Origin of the sequence: Polynucleobacter sp. JS-JIR-II-c23, from assembly GCF_035011225.1 — a bacterium.
GTDB lineage: Bacteria > Pseudomonadota > Gammaproteobacteria > Burkholderiales > Burkholderiaceae > Polynucleobacter.
This window is the reverse complement of sequence record NZ_JAYGQT010000001.1, coordinates 1,775,794-1,792,529: the sequence shown is the minus strand read 5'-3', so window position 1 is coordinate 1,792,529 and position 16,736 is coordinate 1,775,794. Positions and strand designations below refer to the sequence as shown.

Below are 16,736 nucleotides of genomic sequence, written 5' to 3'. Positions count from 1 at the left end.
GCTATCGGTTAAAGCATATTAATGAGAGTGTATAGCCATCCATGAAAGCCATTATCTTATTTGGGCACGGTGCCCGTGATAGCCGCTGGCGTGAGCCTTTTGATCGCCTGGCTACCCTATGGCAAGAGCAGCATCCCAGCACACCTGTAGAGTTGGCTTTCTTGGAAATGATGCAGCCTTCACTAGAGGAGGCGGTTGCTAGCCTGAGCGCTAAAGGCGCTACTGAATTGACTATCGTGCCAGTTTTCTTTGGACAGGGTGGCCACTTACGAAATGACTTCCCAGTTTTACTGGAAGAGTGCCGGGGTAAATTCCCCAACGTTCAATTAAGCGCGACGCCTGCTGTTGGTGAGGATTTGGCGGTCTTGCAGGCTATTGTTGATTTTGGGAGTCGAAATATAGGGTTGTAGTCATTAGCCATGCTTGTAATACAGGTATGTAATATAATTACATACCTGTATTACAATGAGCCATGACAAAAAAAGTTAGGCCTAAACTTGAATCCTTAATTGAACGAGAAACATTTAAGTTAAAGGCAAGTAGCGGTGGCGGTGTTTTGAGCTTTGAAGTTTGGGGTTATATCAGTGAGGGTAAAACAGTAGTGACTCGCTATAACCTGGCATATATCAATCGGTTGATTTGCCAAAAAGATAATGGCAGAGTGCTTGGATTTGACAATGCTCATGACTATCACCACAAGCACTACATGGGTAAGGTGACCCCAGTATCTTTTGTAAGTTATGAAAAAACATTAGAACGTTTTGAAAAAGAGTGGCAAGAAATTATCAAGGAAGTAAAAAAGGGTAAAAAATGACAAAGATGATAATTCGTACCGATACCGTTGAAGGCTTCTTTGATCGCGCTAAAAAGGCCGCCCAAAAAAGTGATCGTGGAGAGGCGCTCAAGAAATCGGCCACCTTTTCGTTTGAAGACCCGCAAGAGATGTTTATGGTGCTATCTGAGGCGCGTAGACGTCTAATGCTGGAGGTGATGAATGAGCCCAAAACTATTACGCAATTAAGTCATAAATTGCACCGTGATCGCTCTGCTATCAATAAAGATATTGGGATGTTAGAAAAGATTGGCCTTTTGGTGTCACAAAAGATTAGTAACCCAGGGCATGGTATCGAAAAGATGGTTCAAACAGTTGCGCCCAAGATTGAGATGATTGCAACTTTAGGGTAACCCTTTTAGCCTGCTTTCTGCAGGCATTCATCAATTTTTTCCTCAGCAGTATCTGAGGCTAATGTGATAGAGGTTCTCAAAGCCTCACCAATCATAATAAGTGCAGGTGAGGCGCTATCAAACCATTGATCTGCTTTGCCAGCAGCCAACTCTTCCAGAGTGCTTGTCCATAAGCGCTCGCGTGCCGTGCTCACTGCTTCCAAGATTTGCACCGGCGTGTTGCTATGTTGATTGGGACTTTGTTCAATGAGTTGTTGCGCAATGCGCGCCGCATCTTTGCGACCCATGTAATACACCAGGGTGTCAGCGGAAGGATTTGAAATGGGCTGACCTGGAGCGACATTCTCAGCGCCTTGAGCTAAGGTGACAAACGCCACGCTACGGGATACTCCACGCAATGTCAGTGACTGCTGAATACTTGCTGCGCCAGCAAGGGCGGCAGTAATACCAGGCACAACCTGAACTTCAATCCCAGCGGCTTTGAGGGTCTGGATTTCTTCATCGGCACGACCAAAGAGCATCGGGTCGCCACCTTTGAGGCGCACAATCACTCGATGCTTTTGTGCGGCATCCACTAAGCGCTTATTAATAAACTGCTGTGCTGAAGACAGTTTGCCGCAACGTTTACCGACTTCGATCTTCTCGGCTTGTGGACATAGCGCCAGCATCTCAGGATCAACCAAGGCGTCATAGAAAACAATGTCCGCTTGTTCCAAAAGTTTGGCGCCACGAACTGTAATCAGATCCACGGCACCAGGTCCGGCACCCACTAAATACACTTTTCCAAGCGGATTGTTGTTATTGGTAGGTGTTGTTTTCATAGTCACGGAATCTATTTCCTAGGCGCTTAATGTTGAACGCTGATCACGCCAGCTATTTTGGGTGGTGACTGTATACAAATCAAACTGTTTTAAGGCGACATCCAGTTTTTGATCGGGACGTAAGCCAAAGCTATCAAAGCCAACACGAGCGCCCTGTAGGAGCTGATCAATCAACACATCACCAATAGCGCGGATCTCACCTTGCCAAGCAAAACGGTTACGCAATAAGGCGGCAGTGCTAAAGCTGCGACCATCTCTAAAAATGGGGAAGTGTGCTGCCACTAAGGGCCAGACCTGTTTGCCTGCTTCAATCACATCGGCGTGTTTCAGAATGTCATCATCAGTGGCAAACCACACACCAATCTGACCATTCTGGGTTTTACTAATCACATCTGCTTCATGATGATGTTCAAGCCACCATGTAAACGGCACCAATACTTTGTGGGCACCATGCTCCAAGTCAGGTAAACCACCTTCGTCTTGGCTGCCGCTCCATACTTGCCATTCATTTGGAGCGAGGGTGGGTTTGCCACCTTTAGGGAAATGCAAAATCTCTTGATGGGAGGTGATATTCAGTTGACTCATGCAACACCCCCTTCAGCCGCTCTCTCTTTTTTCTTAGCGTTCTTGTATGCTGCTTCTTTAAAGGGTGCTACTCCAATGCGACGATAGGTTTCAATAAATGGCTCATCGCCACTACGCTCGCCTACATAGGTATTGATCACATTAGTGATGACATCTGGGATTTCATCGGCGTAGAAAGAAGGGCCAATGACTTTACCAATTGAGGCATCACTGCCTTGCTCGCCACCCAATGTGATCTGATACCACTCTTCACCGTCTTTATCGACACCGAGCACGCCAATATTGCCCACGTGGTGGTGGCCACAGGAGTTAATGCAGCCAGAGATGTTCAGGCTGATGTTGCCCAAATCAAATAAATAATCCAAATCATCAAAGCGCTCTTGAATCGCTTTGGCAATCGGCAAGGACTTGGCATTTGCTAATGAGCAGAAGTCGCCGCCAGGACAGGCAATGATGTCAGTCAACAAGCCAATGTTTGGTAGGGCGACTTTTTGCTTCTTGGCCTCTTGCCAGAGTTCAAATAACTTGGCTTGCTCAACATCGGCTAATACTAAGTTTTGCTCATGGGTAGCACGCAGTTCACCAAAACTGTATTGATCTGAAAGGTCGGCAATAGCAAGCATCTGTGCGGTAGTAGCATCACCAGGTGCTACTGTGCCATGCGGTTTGAGTGACAGAATGACGCTGGCATAACCTGGGATCTGATGTGGCTTGACGTTACGTTCAATCCAACGAGCAAATGCAGCACGCTCTACTTCTGGGGCGCTAGCTAAAACTTGTTCAGCGCTCAATGCAGGCAAGCTCTTGTATACCGGCTTTGTGAAATGCTGCGCAACACGATCCCATTCCGCTTGAGTGAAGTTGTCATCGCTATTTCTGATGTGAGCCCATTCACCCTCGACTTGACGAGCGAATTCTTCTGGACCCAAGGCTTTGACCAAAATCTTGATACGAGCCTTGTAAAGATTATCTCTTCTGCCGAAACGGTTATAAACACGTAGCAGGGCGGTGAGATAGCTTGGTAGTACATTCCAAGGAAGTCCTTGTTTAATCAGGGATCCAAGGATCGGGGTGCGACCCATGCCGCCACCAGCATAGATGTCAGTAGTTAATTCTCCAGCAGTATTTTTCTTGAGCTCAATACCAACATCGTGGCAAAGCAATACAGTGCGATCTTCTTTGGCGCCATTGACTGCAAACTTAAATTTACGCGGTAAGTGTGCAAACTCTGGATGCAGGGTTGACCATTGGCGCAAGAGTTCACAAATGGGACGAGTGTCGACATACTCATCCGCAGCAACCCCAGCAAAGGCATCACTTGTAATGTTACGAATGCAGTTTCCAGAAGTTTGGATTGCATGCATTTCTACTTTAGCAAGCTCTGCCAAAATATCTGGAGTGTCTTCTAACGTTACCCAGTTGTATTGAATATTTTGACGTGTAGTGAAATGACCATATCCACGGTCATACTTTTCAGAGATGAGTGCCAGCGTGCGTAATTGCTTTGCACTAAATAAACCGTAAGGAATGGCAACGCGCAGCATGTAGGCATGCCGTTGGTGATACAAACCATTTTGGAGTCGTAGCGGACGGAATTCTTCTTCGGCAAGAGTGCCGTCTAAGCGACGAGCAACCTGGTCGCGGAATTGGGCAACCCGTTGATCTACAAGGGTTTGGTCAATGGCATCGTATTTATACATAAGGAGGCTATTGTCATATTTGACAGATATTTCTACAAATAATTAAAAGTTGATCCTATATATCTAAATACATATAAAGATGCTGAATTTGATCGTTATTTAAAAAGTCTGCTTCAATAGGCTCAGAGGGATAAAAAGCCCCAAGAATTGCATTAGATAAACAATAGCGGAGACAAAAGATGAAGAAATTAAGGGCGATCAGCCTTATTGCTGGATTATTAGCCAGTACAACCCTGTTTGCAGCGGATACCTCAAAAGCACCATTGCCTTTGAGCGCCACCCCAGGGCAAGGATTTAGCCAAGAAGGTCTCAAGAGAATCGATGCGTTCTTTGCGGATCAAATTGCCGCCAATAATATGGCTGGAGCCGTTCTAGCGGTCTCTAAAAATGGCAAGCTCACGATCTTTAAACCTTATGGCTATTTAGATAAGGCCAACAACAAGCCGATGACTACGGATGCTATTTTCAATTTGGCATCGATGACCAAAGTGATGTCCTCAGTGAGTGCCTTAACTTTTTACGAGGAAGGCAAACTTCCCTTAAATGCGCCGATCTCTAATTGGCTGCCGCAATTTAAGGATATGAAAGTAGGCCAAGTTGATAGCGATGGAAAGCTCAATTTAGTGCCAGCTAAAAATCCGATTACTGTCCAAGATCTCATGCGCCATACCAATGGCTTAACGTATGGCGGCCGTGGTGCTACACCAGTGCATAAGACATATCCAGCTGGCTCTGCGCCAGCAGCAGTGCAATACACAGCAGCAGAATTTATCGATAAGTTAGCAAGCAACCCATTGTTGTATGAGCCTGGTACTGCCTGGGATTATGGTTTTGGTTTAGATGTGCTTGGCATTATTGAAGAAAAAATTGCCAGCAAATCATTGGGCGCGATCATGCAAGAGCGAATTTGGAATAAGGTTGGTATGCCGAACACCACCTTTGATCTTGCCGAGAAAGACCGTCCGCGTTTAGCGCAGCCGCTCCCACTGGATCCATTGACTGGCAAGCCACAGAAGGTGGATATTCATTCGCAGAAAGTGAAGTTTGATTGCGGTGGTTCCTGCGCTTATTCCACTGCGGGTGATTACATTCGTTTTGGACAAATGTTGCTGAATGGCGGCAGCTTAGAGGGTAAGCGCGTGCTTGGCCCGCAGACTGTTGCGTTCATGACATCAAACCATCTCAATAAAGATATTAAGAACAATGTGAGTGGTACTGAGCCAGGACGTATGGGTTATGGATTCGGCTTGGGTGTAGCAGTGCGTACGGATAGAGGCTTATCAGCCATTAACGGTAACGTTGGCGACTTCACTTGGAACGGCGCTTACGGAACCATCTTCTGGGCTGATCCCAAAGAGCAGATGGTTGTTGTGATGATGGGTGTTGCACCAGGAGAAATTCGTAAGGTGCATCGTGAGCAACTTAACGCAGTAATTTATGGGGCGCTAGAGAAGTAATTCAGTCTCTCGCTTAAAGATAAAAAGCCCCAGTTGTTTGGGGCTTTTTTCTTGGGTGGTCTTGGAGCTGTAGGGCTAGTAAAGTGCTAAAAGTTCTATTTGACAGATTCTGTTATACGGAATAAAATAAGGCATGATCCGCTCATTTTCTTGTGAACTTACCAAGGATTTATTTGAAAGCAAGGCTACTAGAAGGTTTGTAAATATCGAGAGGGTGGCAAGGCGCAAGTTATTGCAGTTGCATGCTGTGGTTAGCTTATTGGACTTAAGAATACCCCCGGGGAATATGCTTGAGGCTTTGAGTGGAAAGCGCAAGGGGCAACATAGCATTCGAATTAATAATCAATGGCGCATTTGTTTCGTTTGGCGAGAAGATGGTGCTTATAACGTAGAGATTGTGGATTACCACTGAGGATATGACGATGACAAAATTACTTGATGAAATTCATCCTGGCGAAATATTGTTAGAGGATTTTATGAAGCCAATGGATATTACTGCCCGGCAATTAGCTGCTGATATTGACGTTTCGCCAAGCCGCATCAGTGAGATTGTGAATGGCGCTCGGCCAATTACTGCCGATACTGCATTACGCCTGGGATTATTCTTCTCTATGGAGCCGCGTTTTTGGCTTAACTTGCAGTCGGAATATGACATGCGAATTGCAAAAAGAACTTTACAGAAGGAAATTGAATCCCGTATTCGGGTATTTCAAACGGCTGCCTAAGCGCTTTACTCGAAAAATAAAAAAGCCCCAGTTGTTTGGGGCTTATTGTTTTGCTGAATTTGGTGGTAATGGCTATCTCATTACAGCCCATATTCCCGATAGTGTCTGTACAGATTAGCGATAGATGCAAAACCAAGAACCACAATCAGTACGGCAAATAAGTATTCAGTTGTGAGATAAGTAAAGATTCCCAGGTGAATCAAGATGGCTGCGCCTATAAAGGCGGTAATCGATCCAAATGCCACGAGTCTGAAATTGGGGATAAAGGCACCCAAGGTAATGGCGACAAATACTAAATAGAGTTCAGATACCAACTGATCGGCAGTTACAAAAATAGTATTGGTGAGCTCTGGGTTGGTAAATTTCCCTAAAACGGCGATGATCAAAATAGAAGCTAAGATCGCAAAGTTCAGTTGCGCTTTAACTAGGACTTCTTTCAGTTGGATGCTCATTTTTATGAAGCGCTACCATTAAATACAAGGCTCATACCAATCCACAAAATGACAAAGGCAACTAAAACGGTGGAGCCAATCTTCTTGAGAAAGTACTCGAGAGTATCCATGTAGGCTTCATCACCCCTGCCGAAGTAATGGTCAAAGCGTTTCCAGAAAAGGCGACCTACAACCAGAGGCAGAAGTATGGCAACAATGCCTAAGATAACGGTGAGGGTATTGTCCATATTTGTTTGTAATCTTTCTGACTAATTGCAAAAGTGGCGACCTGTATTTCTAAGGATTGAGGCTATTTGGCTTATTGAAAGCCGGGAAGTCATATAGGATACAGGGGTTATTGACCAAGATCGAATTTCTGAGGTTTTCATCATGCACCCACTCCCCAAGGAGGTCGCATAAGTCGGCGTCGTGCGGCATTTGCTTCTTGACCATAACATGGGGCCAGTCGCTTCCCCAGATGAGACGGCTAGGATTTGCATTAATCACGGCATCTGAGAATGGGCGCATATCAACATAAGGAAGATCGCCATCGCAGATACGATATGGCCCAGTCATCTTGACCCATGCGCGTTGGTTTTTCATTAACTCGATAAGTCCCTGAAACCCCTTATCGTTAACGCCATGTTTTGCATGGGCATAACCAAAGTGACCGAAAACCAAATCCACTGGAAAGTCTGCGAAAGTTTTAGCAAGACTGGGATACTCATTAACATGCATCAACAACTCTAAGTGCCACCCAAATGCCTTGATACGGTTCGCTAAATTTCGAAGTTGTTCAATGGGTAGTCCGGCAGACTTATCGGCGATATCGACAATGTTGCAACGTAAGCCGCGAACTCCGGCAGCATGTAAGTTAGCAAGGTCTTCATCAGTTACTGTCTTGGGGTCACTGGAAATAACAGCAACGCCACGAAACTTTTGTGGATGCGAATTCAGTGCGGCTAGCATCGCACTGTTATCTGTGCCATAAACGCTAGGTTGCACTAGAACAGCTCGGTCTACTTTCAGCATGCTTAAGAGCGCTTGATAACTTTCTAGCGTGGCATCCGGTGGCGTATAGATGCGTTCTTGTGAATAAGGAAACTGAGTGGCAGGTCCACAAACATGAGCATGGCAATCCACGGCCCCAGCCGGAAATTCGATCTGTGGAGACCGTATTTCCGAATTTGGCGCTTGGCAAAGGGGCGCTGTATTACTGGGGCTCAATTGCAGCTTCTTTAGCGATCTTTTGATACTTGCCCATCTCTTCACGGACAAACTTAGTAAATTCTGCTGGGCTCATTGGTGTTGCCTTAATACCTTTAGTCTCGTATGCAGTTTTGACTTCAGGATCTTGCATGGCTTGATTAATGTCTTTGTTAATCTTTTTTACAACTGCTGGCGGTGTTGCAGCGGGCGCCCAAACTCCAAACCACAAACCAATTTCAAAGTTGGCATAGCCTTGTTCGGCAACACTTGGGATGTCTGGGATAGCGGGATTACGAGTTTTACTGGTAACACCTAGGGCGCGGAGTTTGCCGCCTTTGAGTTGACCAATAGCGGTATCTAAAGGTGCCATATAAAAAGCGGTGCGGCCAGACATCGTATCCTGAATAGCTTCGGGCGATCCCTTGTAGGGAACATGAATGAGTTTGATGCCCATCATTTGATTGAAATATTCTGCTGCCAGATGTGTTGAGCTACCAACGCCAGCGGAGGCGAAAGTTATTTCATCAGGTTTAGATTTGGCAGCAAGCACTAGATCGCGAATAGATTGGTATGGACTATCTGCCGCGGTAATCATGACATAAGGCGTTTGACCCAAAATCGCAACATCAACCAAACTCTTGAGCGGGTCGTAAGGAAGCTTCTTATAAATTGCAGGGTTGGCTGCGTAGGAGGCTGACTGAACTAATAAGGTATATCCGTCTGGATCTGAGTTCACAACTACTCCGGTGCCAATCAGCCCACCAGCACCAGGCCGATTTTCAATAATGACTGGTTGTTTCCACGTTTCTGTGAGACTTTTTGCTACAACCCGTCCAGCAATATCGGCGCCAGAGCCTGTAGTGAGAGGGACAATCATTTTTACGGTGCGGTTGGGGTAGCTTTGTGCGAAAGCAAGGCTCACCCCAAAAGTAAGGCCAAAGGTGAGGATAAGGCGATTGAGCTTATGGGCACCTCGCCCACATCTGAGTGTTGTAAACATATTGTCTCCTGAGTATTTTTATAGTTTCGTTGGATAATCTAACATGCTCTGAGAAATAGATAAATAGAGTTTGAGATAAGGTGGAGATAAATGACTCAAATGCAGGATCAGAAAATTATTAAAGTAAACGGTGTCGATATTGCCTATCGTTTTGATGGCCCACAAGACGCCCCTGTTTTGCTGGTAGCAAATAGTTTGATGGCTAATGGCAGTATGTGGGATGGCAATATCCCTGCATTAGCAGACCGCTATCGCGTATTACGCTACGACAAAAGAGGGCACGGCGGTTCTGGCCTTAGTGCTGGCCCTTGCACCATTGCCCAATTAGCGGATGATGCAATCGGTCTATTGGATGCTCTTGGTATACAGAAGGCTCACTTTATGGGCCTATCTATTGGTGGCATGATTGGTCAGCAATTAGGAGCACGCTTCCCTGATCGAATTCTCTCATTGTCACTTTGCAATACCGCTTCAGAAATGCCACCACGGAGCTTATGGGAGGAGCGTTTTGAAATTGCCCGCTCACAAGGTATCGCCGGATTGGTTGATGGCACGATTAAGCGCTGGTTTACTGCGCCATTTATTGAACGCGCTCCTCAAGAAATCGAAAAGGTACGCCAAATGATTTTGGGTACCAGCGTTGACGGCTATATGGCTTGCGGCAGTGCAGTACGTGATATGACACAAAGTACAATGTTGCTAAAGATTAAGACTCCCACCCTAGTATTATCCGGGCGATCTGATCCAGCCTGTACTGTTGAGCAAGGCATTGTTTTAAATCGTTTAATAGATAACTCCAAAATGGTGATACTGGAGGAAGCGGCTCACTTATCGAATATTGAGCAGCCGGAAGCCTTTAATAAGACGGTACGACAATTCATCGATTCCGTTGCTGACACTTTGTAATTCGTTTGTATTATTTGGATGTATTAAAAGCATAGATTAAGAAAAGAAAGAACCTTTATGACCGAATTATCTAACGCTCAGATTCAAGAGCTCCGTGCAAAAGTATTGGGTGCAGCTGCTAAGGTTCCTGGCGCTTTAATTGGGCTTGGAATTTTATTCATCGTGCTTGGCATGATTGGTATCGCAGGTCAAACACTGTTTTCTTTTATCTCAGTCAATATTCTGGGCATCTTCTTGTTTGCTGGAGGTTTATTGCAAGGCGCCCATGCTTTAAAATCACATGGCTGGAAAAGTGTCGGAGTGCAACTTGTTTTGGCTGCCCTTTACATCGCAGCTGCAATATTTACCTGGGCCTTTCCAATTCCGGCGCTTGAAGCAATTACCTTATGGCTTGCTGCCATCTTTTTTGTAACGGGCGCTTTACGCTTAATCTCAGCATTTCAGCATCGTCATTTCCGTGAATGGTTCTGGTTAGTGCTGTCTTCAGCAATCTCTATCTTGATGGGCGTGCTGATTATGAATGGCTATCCAGAGTCTAGCCTTTGGCTTCCTGGCATGTTGATCGCCATTGAGCTTTTGCTGCAAGGTTGGTCATTGTTGTTTATGGGCTTAGCAGCTCGCTCATTAATTAAGTAATGCGCTAAGCTTAATTAGTGCGCTAGAGTAGAGAGTCCTAATTATGACCATGAAAAAAACAGACCTGTATAAAAACCTAGCTTTGGCAACTGCGCAGCAGATGAAGAACGCCGCCAAGACTCCTAAGCTAGGCGCAGCTGATAAGGCTAAATCCAAAAAAGAATTAGTAAGTGCTAATCCCTTGCTGGTTTCTTTGATGGGTAAGGCTAAATCTAAGTAGTTGTTTGCTTATGTGTAGAGAGACATTGGACATACGTCAGAGGGCGCCCCTCAAATCTTGCGTGTCGACACTGATTTTGCTTGCTGTATCCAGCGCAGTAGTTGCACAAATTCAACCTCCACCAGATTACGATCAAAAACTCAGCGATGTCGTAGTAAGCGCAACCCGCTCTGGCACACCTCTTGATCAGATGTCTTTGAATACAACGATTCTGACAAAAGAGGTTCTAGAGTCTTCGCCCGATCAAACCATTGATCAAGTCCTGAAGAATGTGCCCGGGGTTTTCTTAAACGACGTACCGTATTACCAAAAAGACCCAACAGGTCAGAGTATTAACGTGCGTGGCTTGGGCTATGGCCGCACCTTGGTGTTAATTGATGGCTTACCAGCGAATGATGCCTTCTATGGAACGGTGCAGTGGAATTTGGTTCCCATGTCATCGATTGAGTCAGTGGAATTTGTACGTGGTGGGGTTTCTAGCTTATGGGGAAACTATGGGATGGGCGGTGTGATTAATATCAACACCAAGACCCCTAAAAACAGTGGTCAAGATGTCTCGGCTAGTTATGGATCATTTTCTACAGGCAATGTCGCGGCTTCAAAGGACTTAATTGTTTCAGATGCGCTGCAGATGCGTTTCTCGGCAGACTACTTTTCTAGTGAAGGCTTTCAGAACTACGCCACGATATCTCCAGGATCTCCCAGCAATATTAAAAATGGCATGGGTACTGATGCCGTTAAGAATACTAATATCCGCCTCCAAAATTACTTTAAGCCCACGCAAGACACGAATGCTTTCTTGAGATTGGGCTACAGCACAATGGCGGATTTAAGCAATAACTATGCCATTGCGCCTAACTTAATTCAGATGGCAGACGTTGCGGGTGGATCTACTACTAATTTGGATGTAAATAAAAAAGTACAGGTTAATGTGTACTATCAGAACACTAATTTCTACAAGCAAACTGCAAACAATTTAAGTAAGGCGCCCAATAACCCTTATATCAATGCGAACTACACCGATCCTTATTCAACTGTAGGCGCCTCAGCGCAATACACCCATGACCTAAAAGTGGCAGGGATTGATCAGTACATCGTTGGGGTGGATGCCAGAAATATTTCAGCATCAAACCAAACCAATAATCTTGCTACTACTGGTGCCGTGAACTCTGTGAGTTATGCACAAGGTCAGCAAAATTTTTATGGCCTTCTTGGCCAAATCAAATCTAGTGCCAGCGCTATACCTCTGGAAGCAACATTGGGCGCGCGAGTTGATTCATGGAATAGCCAAACGCCAACATCCTATAACGCGGGCACGAATGGCGTAAATCCTCTGTATCAAGCCGTCCCCAATCAAAGTAAGACACAGTTGAGCCCATCCTTGGGGTTGCTTTATAAGGCAACGCAAAATTGGGATTTACGTAGTGCAGCCTATCAAGCCTTTCATGCACCCAGTATGAATAACACACTACGTAGTTATGGAAATTCAGTGAGTGGCTATTCTTTGGCTAATCCTAACTTAACGCCTGAGACGATGACGGGGTATGAAGTTGGAACAGACTATCGATGGAAGAGTGGTTTTGCGCAACTAACGGCTTTCAATAATTACATTCAGAACGCTATTGCGAGCTACAGAATCACCAATGCGAATGCTGCTTCCGCTACTAGCCTTTGTGCTACTGCGGGTATTTCGGGTTGTAGCGCAAGTACGGGTGGCTACACAAATGTTAGCTACTACACTAACCAGCAGAATCTCTTAAGTAGAGGTATTGAGCTGCAGTATCACCAAGATGTAAATGCGCAATGGGCTCTTGATAGCGGTTATAGCTATACAAATACCATCCTGACTTGGACCGCAACAACTGATCCAATTAATGCGCAGGTGGGCGGTGTTCCTAAACATATGGCCAATGCTGGAATAACTTATTACCCAGTTCCGCAGGCAAGCATAAGTACATCGGTTCGCTATGTAGGCAATTCCTGGATGTCGACTGGCTCATTGCCTGTGCCTGCTTATGCGATTGTTGGTCTTAGAGCTAATTACCAGTTGACACAGCAGGCCTCTGTTTTTGCATCGGTGGTGAACTTATTTAATCGTCAGTACGTTACCTTCAATATTGCCTCTCAAGCGTCAGCTTATCAAGCAGGCATGCCGCAAGCAATTACCGTGGGGGCGCGCCTTCAGTTTTAAGTAAGCGATTTGTTGCGCTGCAATAGATTGAATAGGTTAAATTAGATGTACAAAAATGCTATAGCATTGTCTTATTAATAAAAATAAACAAGATTATGGGAGATTCAGAATGAAGCAGAACATGAAGCACAACACACTTCAAGCACTAATGTTTGCTGCCGGCATGGCAGTCGTTAGTATTGCCGGCGCACAAGCTCCTGCTGCTGCACCAGCTAGCGGTATTCCACCAACCTGGGCACAAGGCAGAACTGCGGATGGCATGAATCCTTCATTGGCTCCCAATCCTCCTGGCATCTCTGCTATGCCTGCGGATGAGATTCCAGTAAGCAAGTTAAAAGTGCCGGCTGGATTTAAGGTAGAGCTGTGGGCATCCGGTATGCCTAATGGCCGCTCAATGACAGAGTCTCCAAGTGGCACTGTTTATGTAGGTACTCGCTTTACTGGCAATGTTTATGCGGTGGTGACTAAAGACGGCAAGCGCGAAGTGAAGACTATTGCCAAAGGCTTGCATCGTCCCAATGGCGTTGCCTTTGTGAATGGCTCGCTTTATGTGGCCGAACTCTCACGCATTATTCGTTATGACAATATTGAGAAGAATTTAGATAACCCACCAGCACCAGTGGTGGTGTTCGATGCGCTTCCTAAAGACGAGCCACATGGCTGGAAGTTCATGAAGCTGAGCCCTGATGGCCAATATTTGTATTTCCAAATTGGTACGCCTGCGAATATTGTTGTGCAACCAGTGACTCATGCCACGATCGTAAGACTGAACCTAAAAACCAATATTTTAGAAACAGTAGCATCTGGCGTACGTAATAGTGTGGGCATGGACTTCCAGCCCGGAAGCAAAGAGCTCTGGTTTACAAACAATGGACGTGACTGGGCTGCTGAAGATAAGCCAGGCGATACTTTGAACCGCTTGGTGCGCCCTAAAGGGATGAACTTTGGTTATCCGTTCTGCCATCAAGGCGACTTTTTGGATCCTGAGTTTGGTAAGGGTCGTTCATGCGAGGAGTTTGATAAGCCTGTGTACAACTTAGGCGCTCATGTAGCAGCATTGGGTATGCGTTTTTATAACGGCAAACAATTCCCGGCAGACTATAAAGGCAATATCTTTATTGCTGAACATGGCTCTTGGAATAAGACCCAGCGCGTAGGCTATCAAGTTGTTCGCGTGGTCTTAGATTCTCAGAATAAAGTTGTTAAGTCTGAGCCGTTTGTTACAGGCTGGCTTGAGGGTGATAAGTTCTGGGGTCGTCCAGTAGATGTGCAAATGCTCAAAGACGGTTCTATGTTGGTATCCGATGATGAGACCGGTGCAATCTTCCGCGTGTCTTACGGTAAATGAAATTTGTAATCAGCACTAAGGCCATCCTTGGGGTGGCCTTTTTTACTACCCTTTGTTTATCACCGGTTATCTATGCAGCACCTCCTGATGCAGCAGCTGGAAAAGTAAAAGCGCAAACTTGTTTTGCTTGTCATGGTGAGGATGGCATCTCCATATCACCAGATATCCCTAATCTTGCAGCGCAGCCACCGCTATCCATTACTTATCAGTTGATTCAGTTTAGAGGGCAGCAGCGTAAGGGTGGGGCAATGGAGGCTCTTGCGGCACCACTCAGTGATCAAGATATGCGAGACATCGCTGCTTACTTTGCTAGCTTGCCTGCGCCGCCTGCAAAATCAGGTAACGCTGATCAAATTGCCAAAGGCCAACAAATCTCTAGTACCCAGTATTGCAACTCCTGTCATGGTCCACAGCTTCAAGGACAGAAACACATTGCACGTTTGGCTGGGCAATCCAAGGAATATCTCATTACTCAGCTAAAGAATATTCGATCTGGTGCGCGAATTGATATGGATGGCACAATGGGTAGTGCAGCACGCGGCCTCAGCGATGATGATATTGATGCCTTGGCTGCCTATGCTGCTTCTTTGAAGTAGTTCAAGCGGCCCCCGATCAACCCTTTATTCAATATTTTCATTGCAGTCCAAAAACCATTTTCTTCTCGTCGATTTTTTAAAGACATTCGCAGCCTTAACAATTATTCTTCACCATTTTTCGAGTTATGGCCAAATTGCAGAAGATGTACGGCTGCTACTCCCGGGGGTAATGTCTTGGTTGTTTGAGTATGGTCGTTACGCAGTGCAAATCTTTTTAGTGATGGGTGGCTATTTGGCTGCCCAATCACTGACCCGTTCGACTGATCTGAAGAATGCCCGTAATGTGTTGAAAGTCATCTTTAATCGTTACTTGCGATTATTTGCGCCCTATGTAGTGGCGCTCATTCTTACGATTTTGTGTGCTTGGATTGCACGCTTTTGGGTTCAGGATGAATTTGTTGGTGAATCAGAAACCCTGGGTCAGTTCTTAGCCCATTTATTTTTTCTCCAAGGCATCTTAGGCTTAGATTCAATTTCTGCTGGCGTTTGGTATGTGGCGATTGATTGGCAGCTGTATGCCATTCTGGCAATCATGTTGGGGATGTTTCCTGGTTTTCGCTCCCTGATATGGATGCTGTTGGTACTCTGCGTTGCATCCTTGCTATTTTTTAATCGCTCTGGCGCTTATGAAAACTACTTCATTTACTTTATAGGAGCCTATGGACTGGGTGTGCTGGCACAACTCTGCAAGAATTATCCTGACTCCACGGTAAATCGATTTGCCAAAATCATGTTTGTAGGGATTGGTCTAGTCATTGTTGTTTCAAGCTTTCACCAAGTTTGGCTCAGAAACATATTGGCCTATTTAGTTGCCATTGCTCTCATTCTTTGGGGAGACTCGGCTTACAAAGATCAGAAGCAAGACCACAAACGCCCTCAACATCAGTCCAGAAAACACAAGCTGGTCAATGTCATTCTCTGGGGGAGCAGAAGATCGTACTGCGCTTTCCTAATCCATTTCTCGTTTGTATTGCTGGCAAATACGCTATATATCGCTTGGGGAATGAGCGGCTTGCATGATGGTGTCATGGCGCTTGCCTTGATGTTGGTTGCTGTAGTTGCTAGCTGGGTGACGGCAACCTATCTTTATCGCTGGGTAGAAGTGCCTGCTCGTAAGATCAAGCTTTAAAGACCCATATCTTTCAGAACGCGAAAAATTTCGCGGTAAGCCTTGGGTGGCTTGTTTTGTTCTTTCTCACGACGCGCGTTCCGAATTAAGGTGCGCATATTCTGAATATCCATATCGGGATATTGTTCAATCATCTTGGTGAAGGCTTCATCATTCGCAATAAGTCTATCGCGATAGCTTTCTAAGAAATGTAGCTTTGCAGTCTCGGCTTTGCTTATACCTTGAATCGCATCCAAGCGCTTTTGGATCGCGTCTAATTCTTCTTCATCTAAGAAGCGCATGAGTTTGCCAAGATATTGCTTATGGCGACGAATCGCTTCAAAACTCTTAATTTTGTTGGTTTCCGCAATAGCGGCTTTGATTGCCTCATCAAGAGGAATCGTTTTTAAGGCATCACTGCTCAAAGCCGCCAAAACTTCAGCCAATTTCTGGCGCTCAGTCATTTGGCGCTTTAACTCTGACTTGCTGGGCCCATCATCAGGGTCAGCTAGCTTGGGAGTGCGATTCTTCTCATTAATATGCATATGGCTATTTTAGACGGGTATTCAAGTAATTCCTGAAGATGCCTTATTTTCTAGTTTGGTAAATAATAGGCAT

21 protein-coding genes are annotated in these 16,736 nt (G+C 45.5%); 13 read left to right on the top strand and 8 right to left on the bottom strand.

Annotated elements, in window-relative coordinates:
• Positions 1-41 precede the first annotated feature (41 nt).
• The 3 genes from VC159_RS09135 to VC159_RS09125 all read left to right on the top strand — a co-directional run bounded on the left by VC159_RS09135 (position 42) and on the right by VC159_RS09125 (position 1,185).
• Positions 42-410 (top strand): CbiX/SirB N-terminal domain-containing protein, encoded by a 369-nt coding sequence (locus VC159_RS09135; protein WP_323473359.1) that lies wholly within the window; start codon positions 42-44, stop codon positions 408-410.
• A 62-nt stretch (positions 411-472) separates the two neighbouring features.
• Entirely contained in the window at positions 473-814 is a 342-nt protein-coding gene (locus VC159_RS09130) for a toxin-antitoxin system TumE family protein (RefSeq protein ID WP_323473358.1), read from the top strand.
• Positions 811-1,185, top strand: a complete 375-nt coding sequence (locus VC159_RS09125) for a hypothetical protein (protein WP_072583222.1) — start codon at positions 811-813, stop codon at positions 1,183-1,185. The genes VC159_RS09130 and VC159_RS09125 overlap by 4 nt, the downstream gene beginning before the upstream one ends.
• A gap of 5 nt (positions 1,186-1,190) precedes the next feature.
• On the opposite strand, the gene cobA is transcribed toward VC159_RS09125, so the two are convergent.
• Genes cobA through VC159_RS09110 form a run of 3 tightly spaced genes read right to left on the bottom strand, consistent with a single transcriptional unit; the run spans position 1,191 to position 4,291 of the window.
• Positions 1,191-2,006: a uroporphyrinogen-III C-methyltransferase gene (gene cobA, locus VC159_RS09120; RefSeq protein WP_323473357.1), complete on the bottom strand. Its 816-nt coding sequence runs from the start codon at positions 2,004-2,006 to the stop codon at positions 1,191-1,193.
• A gap of 18 nt (positions 2,007-2,024) precedes the next feature.
• Positions 2,025-2,591 carry a DUF934 domain-containing protein gene (locus VC159_RS09115; RefSeq protein ID WP_323473356.1) on the bottom strand — a complete coding sequence of 189 codons (567 nt, stop codon included), beginning with the start codon at positions 2,589-2,591 and terminating at the stop codon, positions 2,025-2,027.
• Positions 2,588-4,291 carry a nitrite/sulfite reductase gene (locus VC159_RS09110; protein ID WP_323473355.1) on the bottom strand — a complete coding sequence of 568 codons (1,704 nt, stop codon included), beginning with the start codon at positions 4,289-4,291 and terminating at the stop codon, positions 2,588-2,590. The genes VC159_RS09115 and VC159_RS09110 overlap by 4 nt, the downstream gene beginning before the upstream one ends.
• Before the next feature lie 179 nt (positions 4,292-4,470).
• Between VC159_RS09110 and VC159_RS09105 the strand changes: the two genes are divergently transcribed.
• From VC159_RS09105 to VC159_RS09095, 3 genes are all read left to right on the top strand, one after another.
• Entirely contained in the window at positions 4,471-5,748 is a 1,278-nt protein-coding gene (locus tag VC159_RS09105) for a serine hydrolase domain-containing protein (protein WP_323473354.1), read from the top strand.
• 133 nt (positions 5,749-5,881) lie between these two features.
• The gene (locus VC159_RS09100) at positions 5,882-6,160 is read left to right on the top strand and encodes a type II toxin-antitoxin system RelE/ParE family toxin (RefSeq protein WP_323473353.1); all 279 of its coding nucleotides are present in this window, start codon (positions 5,882-5,884) and stop codon (positions 6,158-6,160) included.
• 10 nt (positions 6,161-6,170) lie between these two features.
• Positions 6,171-6,473: a HigA family addiction module antitoxin gene (locus tag VC159_RS09095; protein ID WP_323473352.1), complete on the top strand. Its 303-nt coding sequence runs from the start codon at positions 6,171-6,173 to the stop codon at positions 6,471-6,473.
• An 80-nt stretch (positions 6,474-6,553) separates the two neighbouring features.
• Here the strand turns inward: VC159_RS09095 and VC159_RS09090 are convergent, their stop codons facing one another.
• From VC159_RS09090 to VC159_RS09075, 4 genes are read right to left on the bottom strand one after another with little or no spacing between them, the layout of a single operon-like run.
• Positions 6,554-6,925 (bottom strand): hypothetical protein, encoded by a 372-nt coding sequence (locus VC159_RS09090; protein ID WP_323473351.1) that lies wholly within the window; start codon positions 6,923-6,925, stop codon positions 6,554-6,556.
• A 2-nt stretch (positions 6,926-6,927) separates the two neighbouring features.
• Positions 6,928-7,152 carry a hypothetical protein gene (locus VC159_RS09085; RefSeq protein ID WP_215362693.1) on the bottom strand — a complete coding sequence of 75 codons (225 nt, stop codon included), beginning with the start codon at positions 7,150-7,152 and terminating at the stop codon, positions 6,928-6,930.
• A gap of 49 nt (positions 7,153-7,201) precedes the next feature.
• A complete protein-coding gene (locus VC159_RS09080) occupies positions 7,202-8,131 on the bottom strand; it encodes an amidohydrolase family protein (RefSeq protein WP_323473350.1) in 930 nt (309 codons plus the stop codon).
• Complete coding sequence (locus VC159_RS09075) at positions 8,118-9,113, bottom strand: tripartite tricarboxylate transporter substrate binding protein (protein WP_323473349.1); 996 nt, start codon at positions 9,111-9,113, stop codon at positions 8,118-8,120. The genes VC159_RS09080 and VC159_RS09075 overlap by 14 nt, the downstream gene beginning before the upstream one ends.
• 90 nt (positions 9,114-9,203) lie before the next feature.
• On the opposite strand from VC159_RS09075, the gene pcaD reads away from it, so the two are divergent.
• The 7 genes from pcaD to VC159_RS09040 all read left to right on the top strand — a co-directional run bounded on the left by pcaD (position 9,204) and on the right by VC159_RS09040 (position 16,139).
• Positions 9,204-10,019, top strand: coding sequence for a 3-oxoadipate enol-lactonase (gene pcaD, locus VC159_RS09070; RefSeq protein WP_323473348.1), 816 nt, complete (start codon positions 9,204-9,206; stop codon positions 10,017-10,019).
• A gap of 57 nt (positions 10,020-10,076) precedes the next feature.
• Positions 10,077-10,655, top strand: coding sequence for an HdeD family acid-resistance protein (locus VC159_RS09065; RefSeq protein ID WP_323473347.1), 579 nt, complete (start codon positions 10,077-10,079; stop codon positions 10,653-10,655).
• Between the two features lie 49 nt (positions 10,656-10,704).
• Positions 10,705-10,875 (top strand): hypothetical protein, encoded by a 171-nt coding sequence (locus tag VC159_RS09060; protein ID WP_323473346.1) that lies wholly within the window; start codon positions 10,705-10,707, stop codon positions 10,873-10,875.
• 61 nt (positions 10,876-10,936) lie between these two features.
• Positions 10,937-13,066 carry a TonB-dependent receptor gene (locus VC159_RS09055; protein WP_323473345.1) on the top strand — a complete coding sequence of 710 codons (2,130 nt, stop codon included), beginning with the start codon at positions 10,937-10,939 and terminating at the stop codon, positions 13,064-13,066.
• Positions 13,067-13,175: 109 nt separating this feature from the next.
• Positions 13,176-14,414: a PQQ-dependent sugar dehydrogenase gene (locus VC159_RS09050; protein WP_323473344.1), complete on the top strand. Its 1,239-nt coding sequence runs from the start codon at positions 13,176-13,178 to the stop codon at positions 14,412-14,414.
• On the top strand, positions 14,411-15,010 hold the full coding sequence (locus tag VC159_RS09045) for a c-type cytochrome (RefSeq protein WP_323473343.1): 600 nt from the start codon (positions 14,411-14,413) through the stop codon (positions 15,008-15,010). The genes VC159_RS09050 and VC159_RS09045 overlap by 4 nt, the downstream gene beginning before the upstream one ends.
• 40 nt (positions 15,011-15,050) lie before the next feature.
• Positions 15,051-16,139: an acyltransferase gene (locus VC159_RS09040; RefSeq protein WP_323473342.1), complete on the top strand. Its 1,089-nt coding sequence runs from the start codon at positions 15,051-15,053 to the stop codon at positions 16,137-16,139.
• Here the strand turns inward: VC159_RS09040 and yjgA are convergent.
• Positions 16,136-16,663: a ribosome biogenesis factor YjgA gene (gene yjgA / locus VC159_RS09035; protein ID WP_323473341.1), complete on the bottom strand. Its 528-nt coding sequence runs from the start codon at positions 16,661-16,663 to the stop codon at positions 16,136-16,138. The two genes, VC159_RS09040 and yjgA, sit on opposite strands and share 4 nt — an antisense overlap.
• Positions 16,664-16,736: the final 73 nt, after the last annotated feature.

What these genes read in the sequence shown, in the direction of transcription:
- yjgA (WP_323473341.1), bottom strand. Translation starts at nt 16,663, where the DNA reads ATGCATATTAATGAGAAGAATCGCACTCCCAAGCTAGCTGACCCTGAT.
- VC159_RS09105 (WP_323473354.1), top strand. Translation starts at nt 4,471, where the DNA reads ATGAAGAAATTAAGGGCGATCAGCCTTATTGCTGGATTATTAGCCAGT.
- pcaD (WP_323473348.1), top strand. Translation starts at nt 9,204, where the DNA reads ATGACTCAAATGCAGGATCAGAAAATTATTAAAGTAAACGGTGTCGAT.
- VC159_RS09090 (WP_323473351.1), bottom strand. Translation starts at nt 6,925, where the DNA reads ATGAGCATCCAACTGAAAGAAGTCCTAGTTAAAGCGCAACTGAACTTT.
- VC159_RS09125 (WP_072583222.1), top strand. Translation starts at nt 811, where the DNA reads ATGACAAAGATGATAATTCGTACCGATACCGTTGAAGGCTTCTTTGAT.
- VC159_RS09115 (WP_323473356.1), bottom strand. Translation starts at nt 2,591, where the DNA reads ATGAGTCAACTGAATATCACCTCCCATCAAGAGATTTTGCATTTCCCT.
- VC159_RS09085 (WP_215362693.1), bottom strand. Translation starts at nt 7,152, where the DNA reads ATGGACAATACCCTCACCGTTATCTTAGGCATTGTTGCCATACTTCTG.
- VC159_RS09135 (WP_323473359.1), top strand. Translation starts at nt 42, where the DNA reads ATGAAAGCCATTATCTTATTTGGGCACGGTGCCCGTGATAGCCGCTGG.
- VC159_RS09130 (WP_323473358.1), top strand. Translation starts at nt 473, where the DNA reads ATGACAAAAAAAGTTAGGCCTAAACTTGAATCCTTAATTGAACGAGAA.
- VC159_RS09050 (WP_323473344.1), top strand. Translation starts at nt 13,176, where the DNA reads ATGAAGCAGAACATGAAGCACAACACACTTCAAGCACTAATGTTTGCT.
- VC159_RS09110 (WP_323473355.1), bottom strand. Translation starts at nt 4,291, where the DNA reads ATGTATAAATACGATGCCATTGACCAAACCCTTGTAGATCAACGGGTT.
- VC159_RS09060 (WP_323473346.1), top strand. Translation starts at nt 10,705, where the DNA reads ATGAAAAAAACAGACCTGTATAAAAACCTAGCTTTGGCAACTGCGCAG.
- cobA (WP_323473357.1), bottom strand. Translation starts at nt 2,006, where the DNA reads ATGAAAACAACACCTACCAATAACAACAATCCGCTTGGAAAAGTGTAT.
- VC159_RS09075 (WP_323473349.1), bottom strand. Translation starts at nt 9,113, where the DNA reads ATGTTTACAACACTCAGATGTGGGCGAGGTGCCCATAAGCTCAATCGC.
- VC159_RS09065 (WP_323473347.1), top strand. Translation starts at nt 10,077, where the DNA reads ATGACCGAATTATCTAACGCTCAGATTCAAGAGCTCCGTGCAAAAGTA.
- VC159_RS09045 (WP_323473343.1), top strand. Translation starts at nt 14,411, where the DNA reads ATGAAATTTGTAATCAGCACTAAGGCCATCCTTGGGGTGGCCTTTTTT.
- VC159_RS09095 (WP_323473352.1), top strand. Translation starts at nt 6,171, where the DNA reads ATGACAAAATTACTTGATGAAATTCATCCTGGCGAAATATTGTTAGAG.
- VC159_RS09100 (WP_323473353.1), top strand. Translation starts at nt 5,882, where the DNA reads ATGATCCGCTCATTTTCTTGTGAACTTACCAAGGATTTATTTGAAAGC.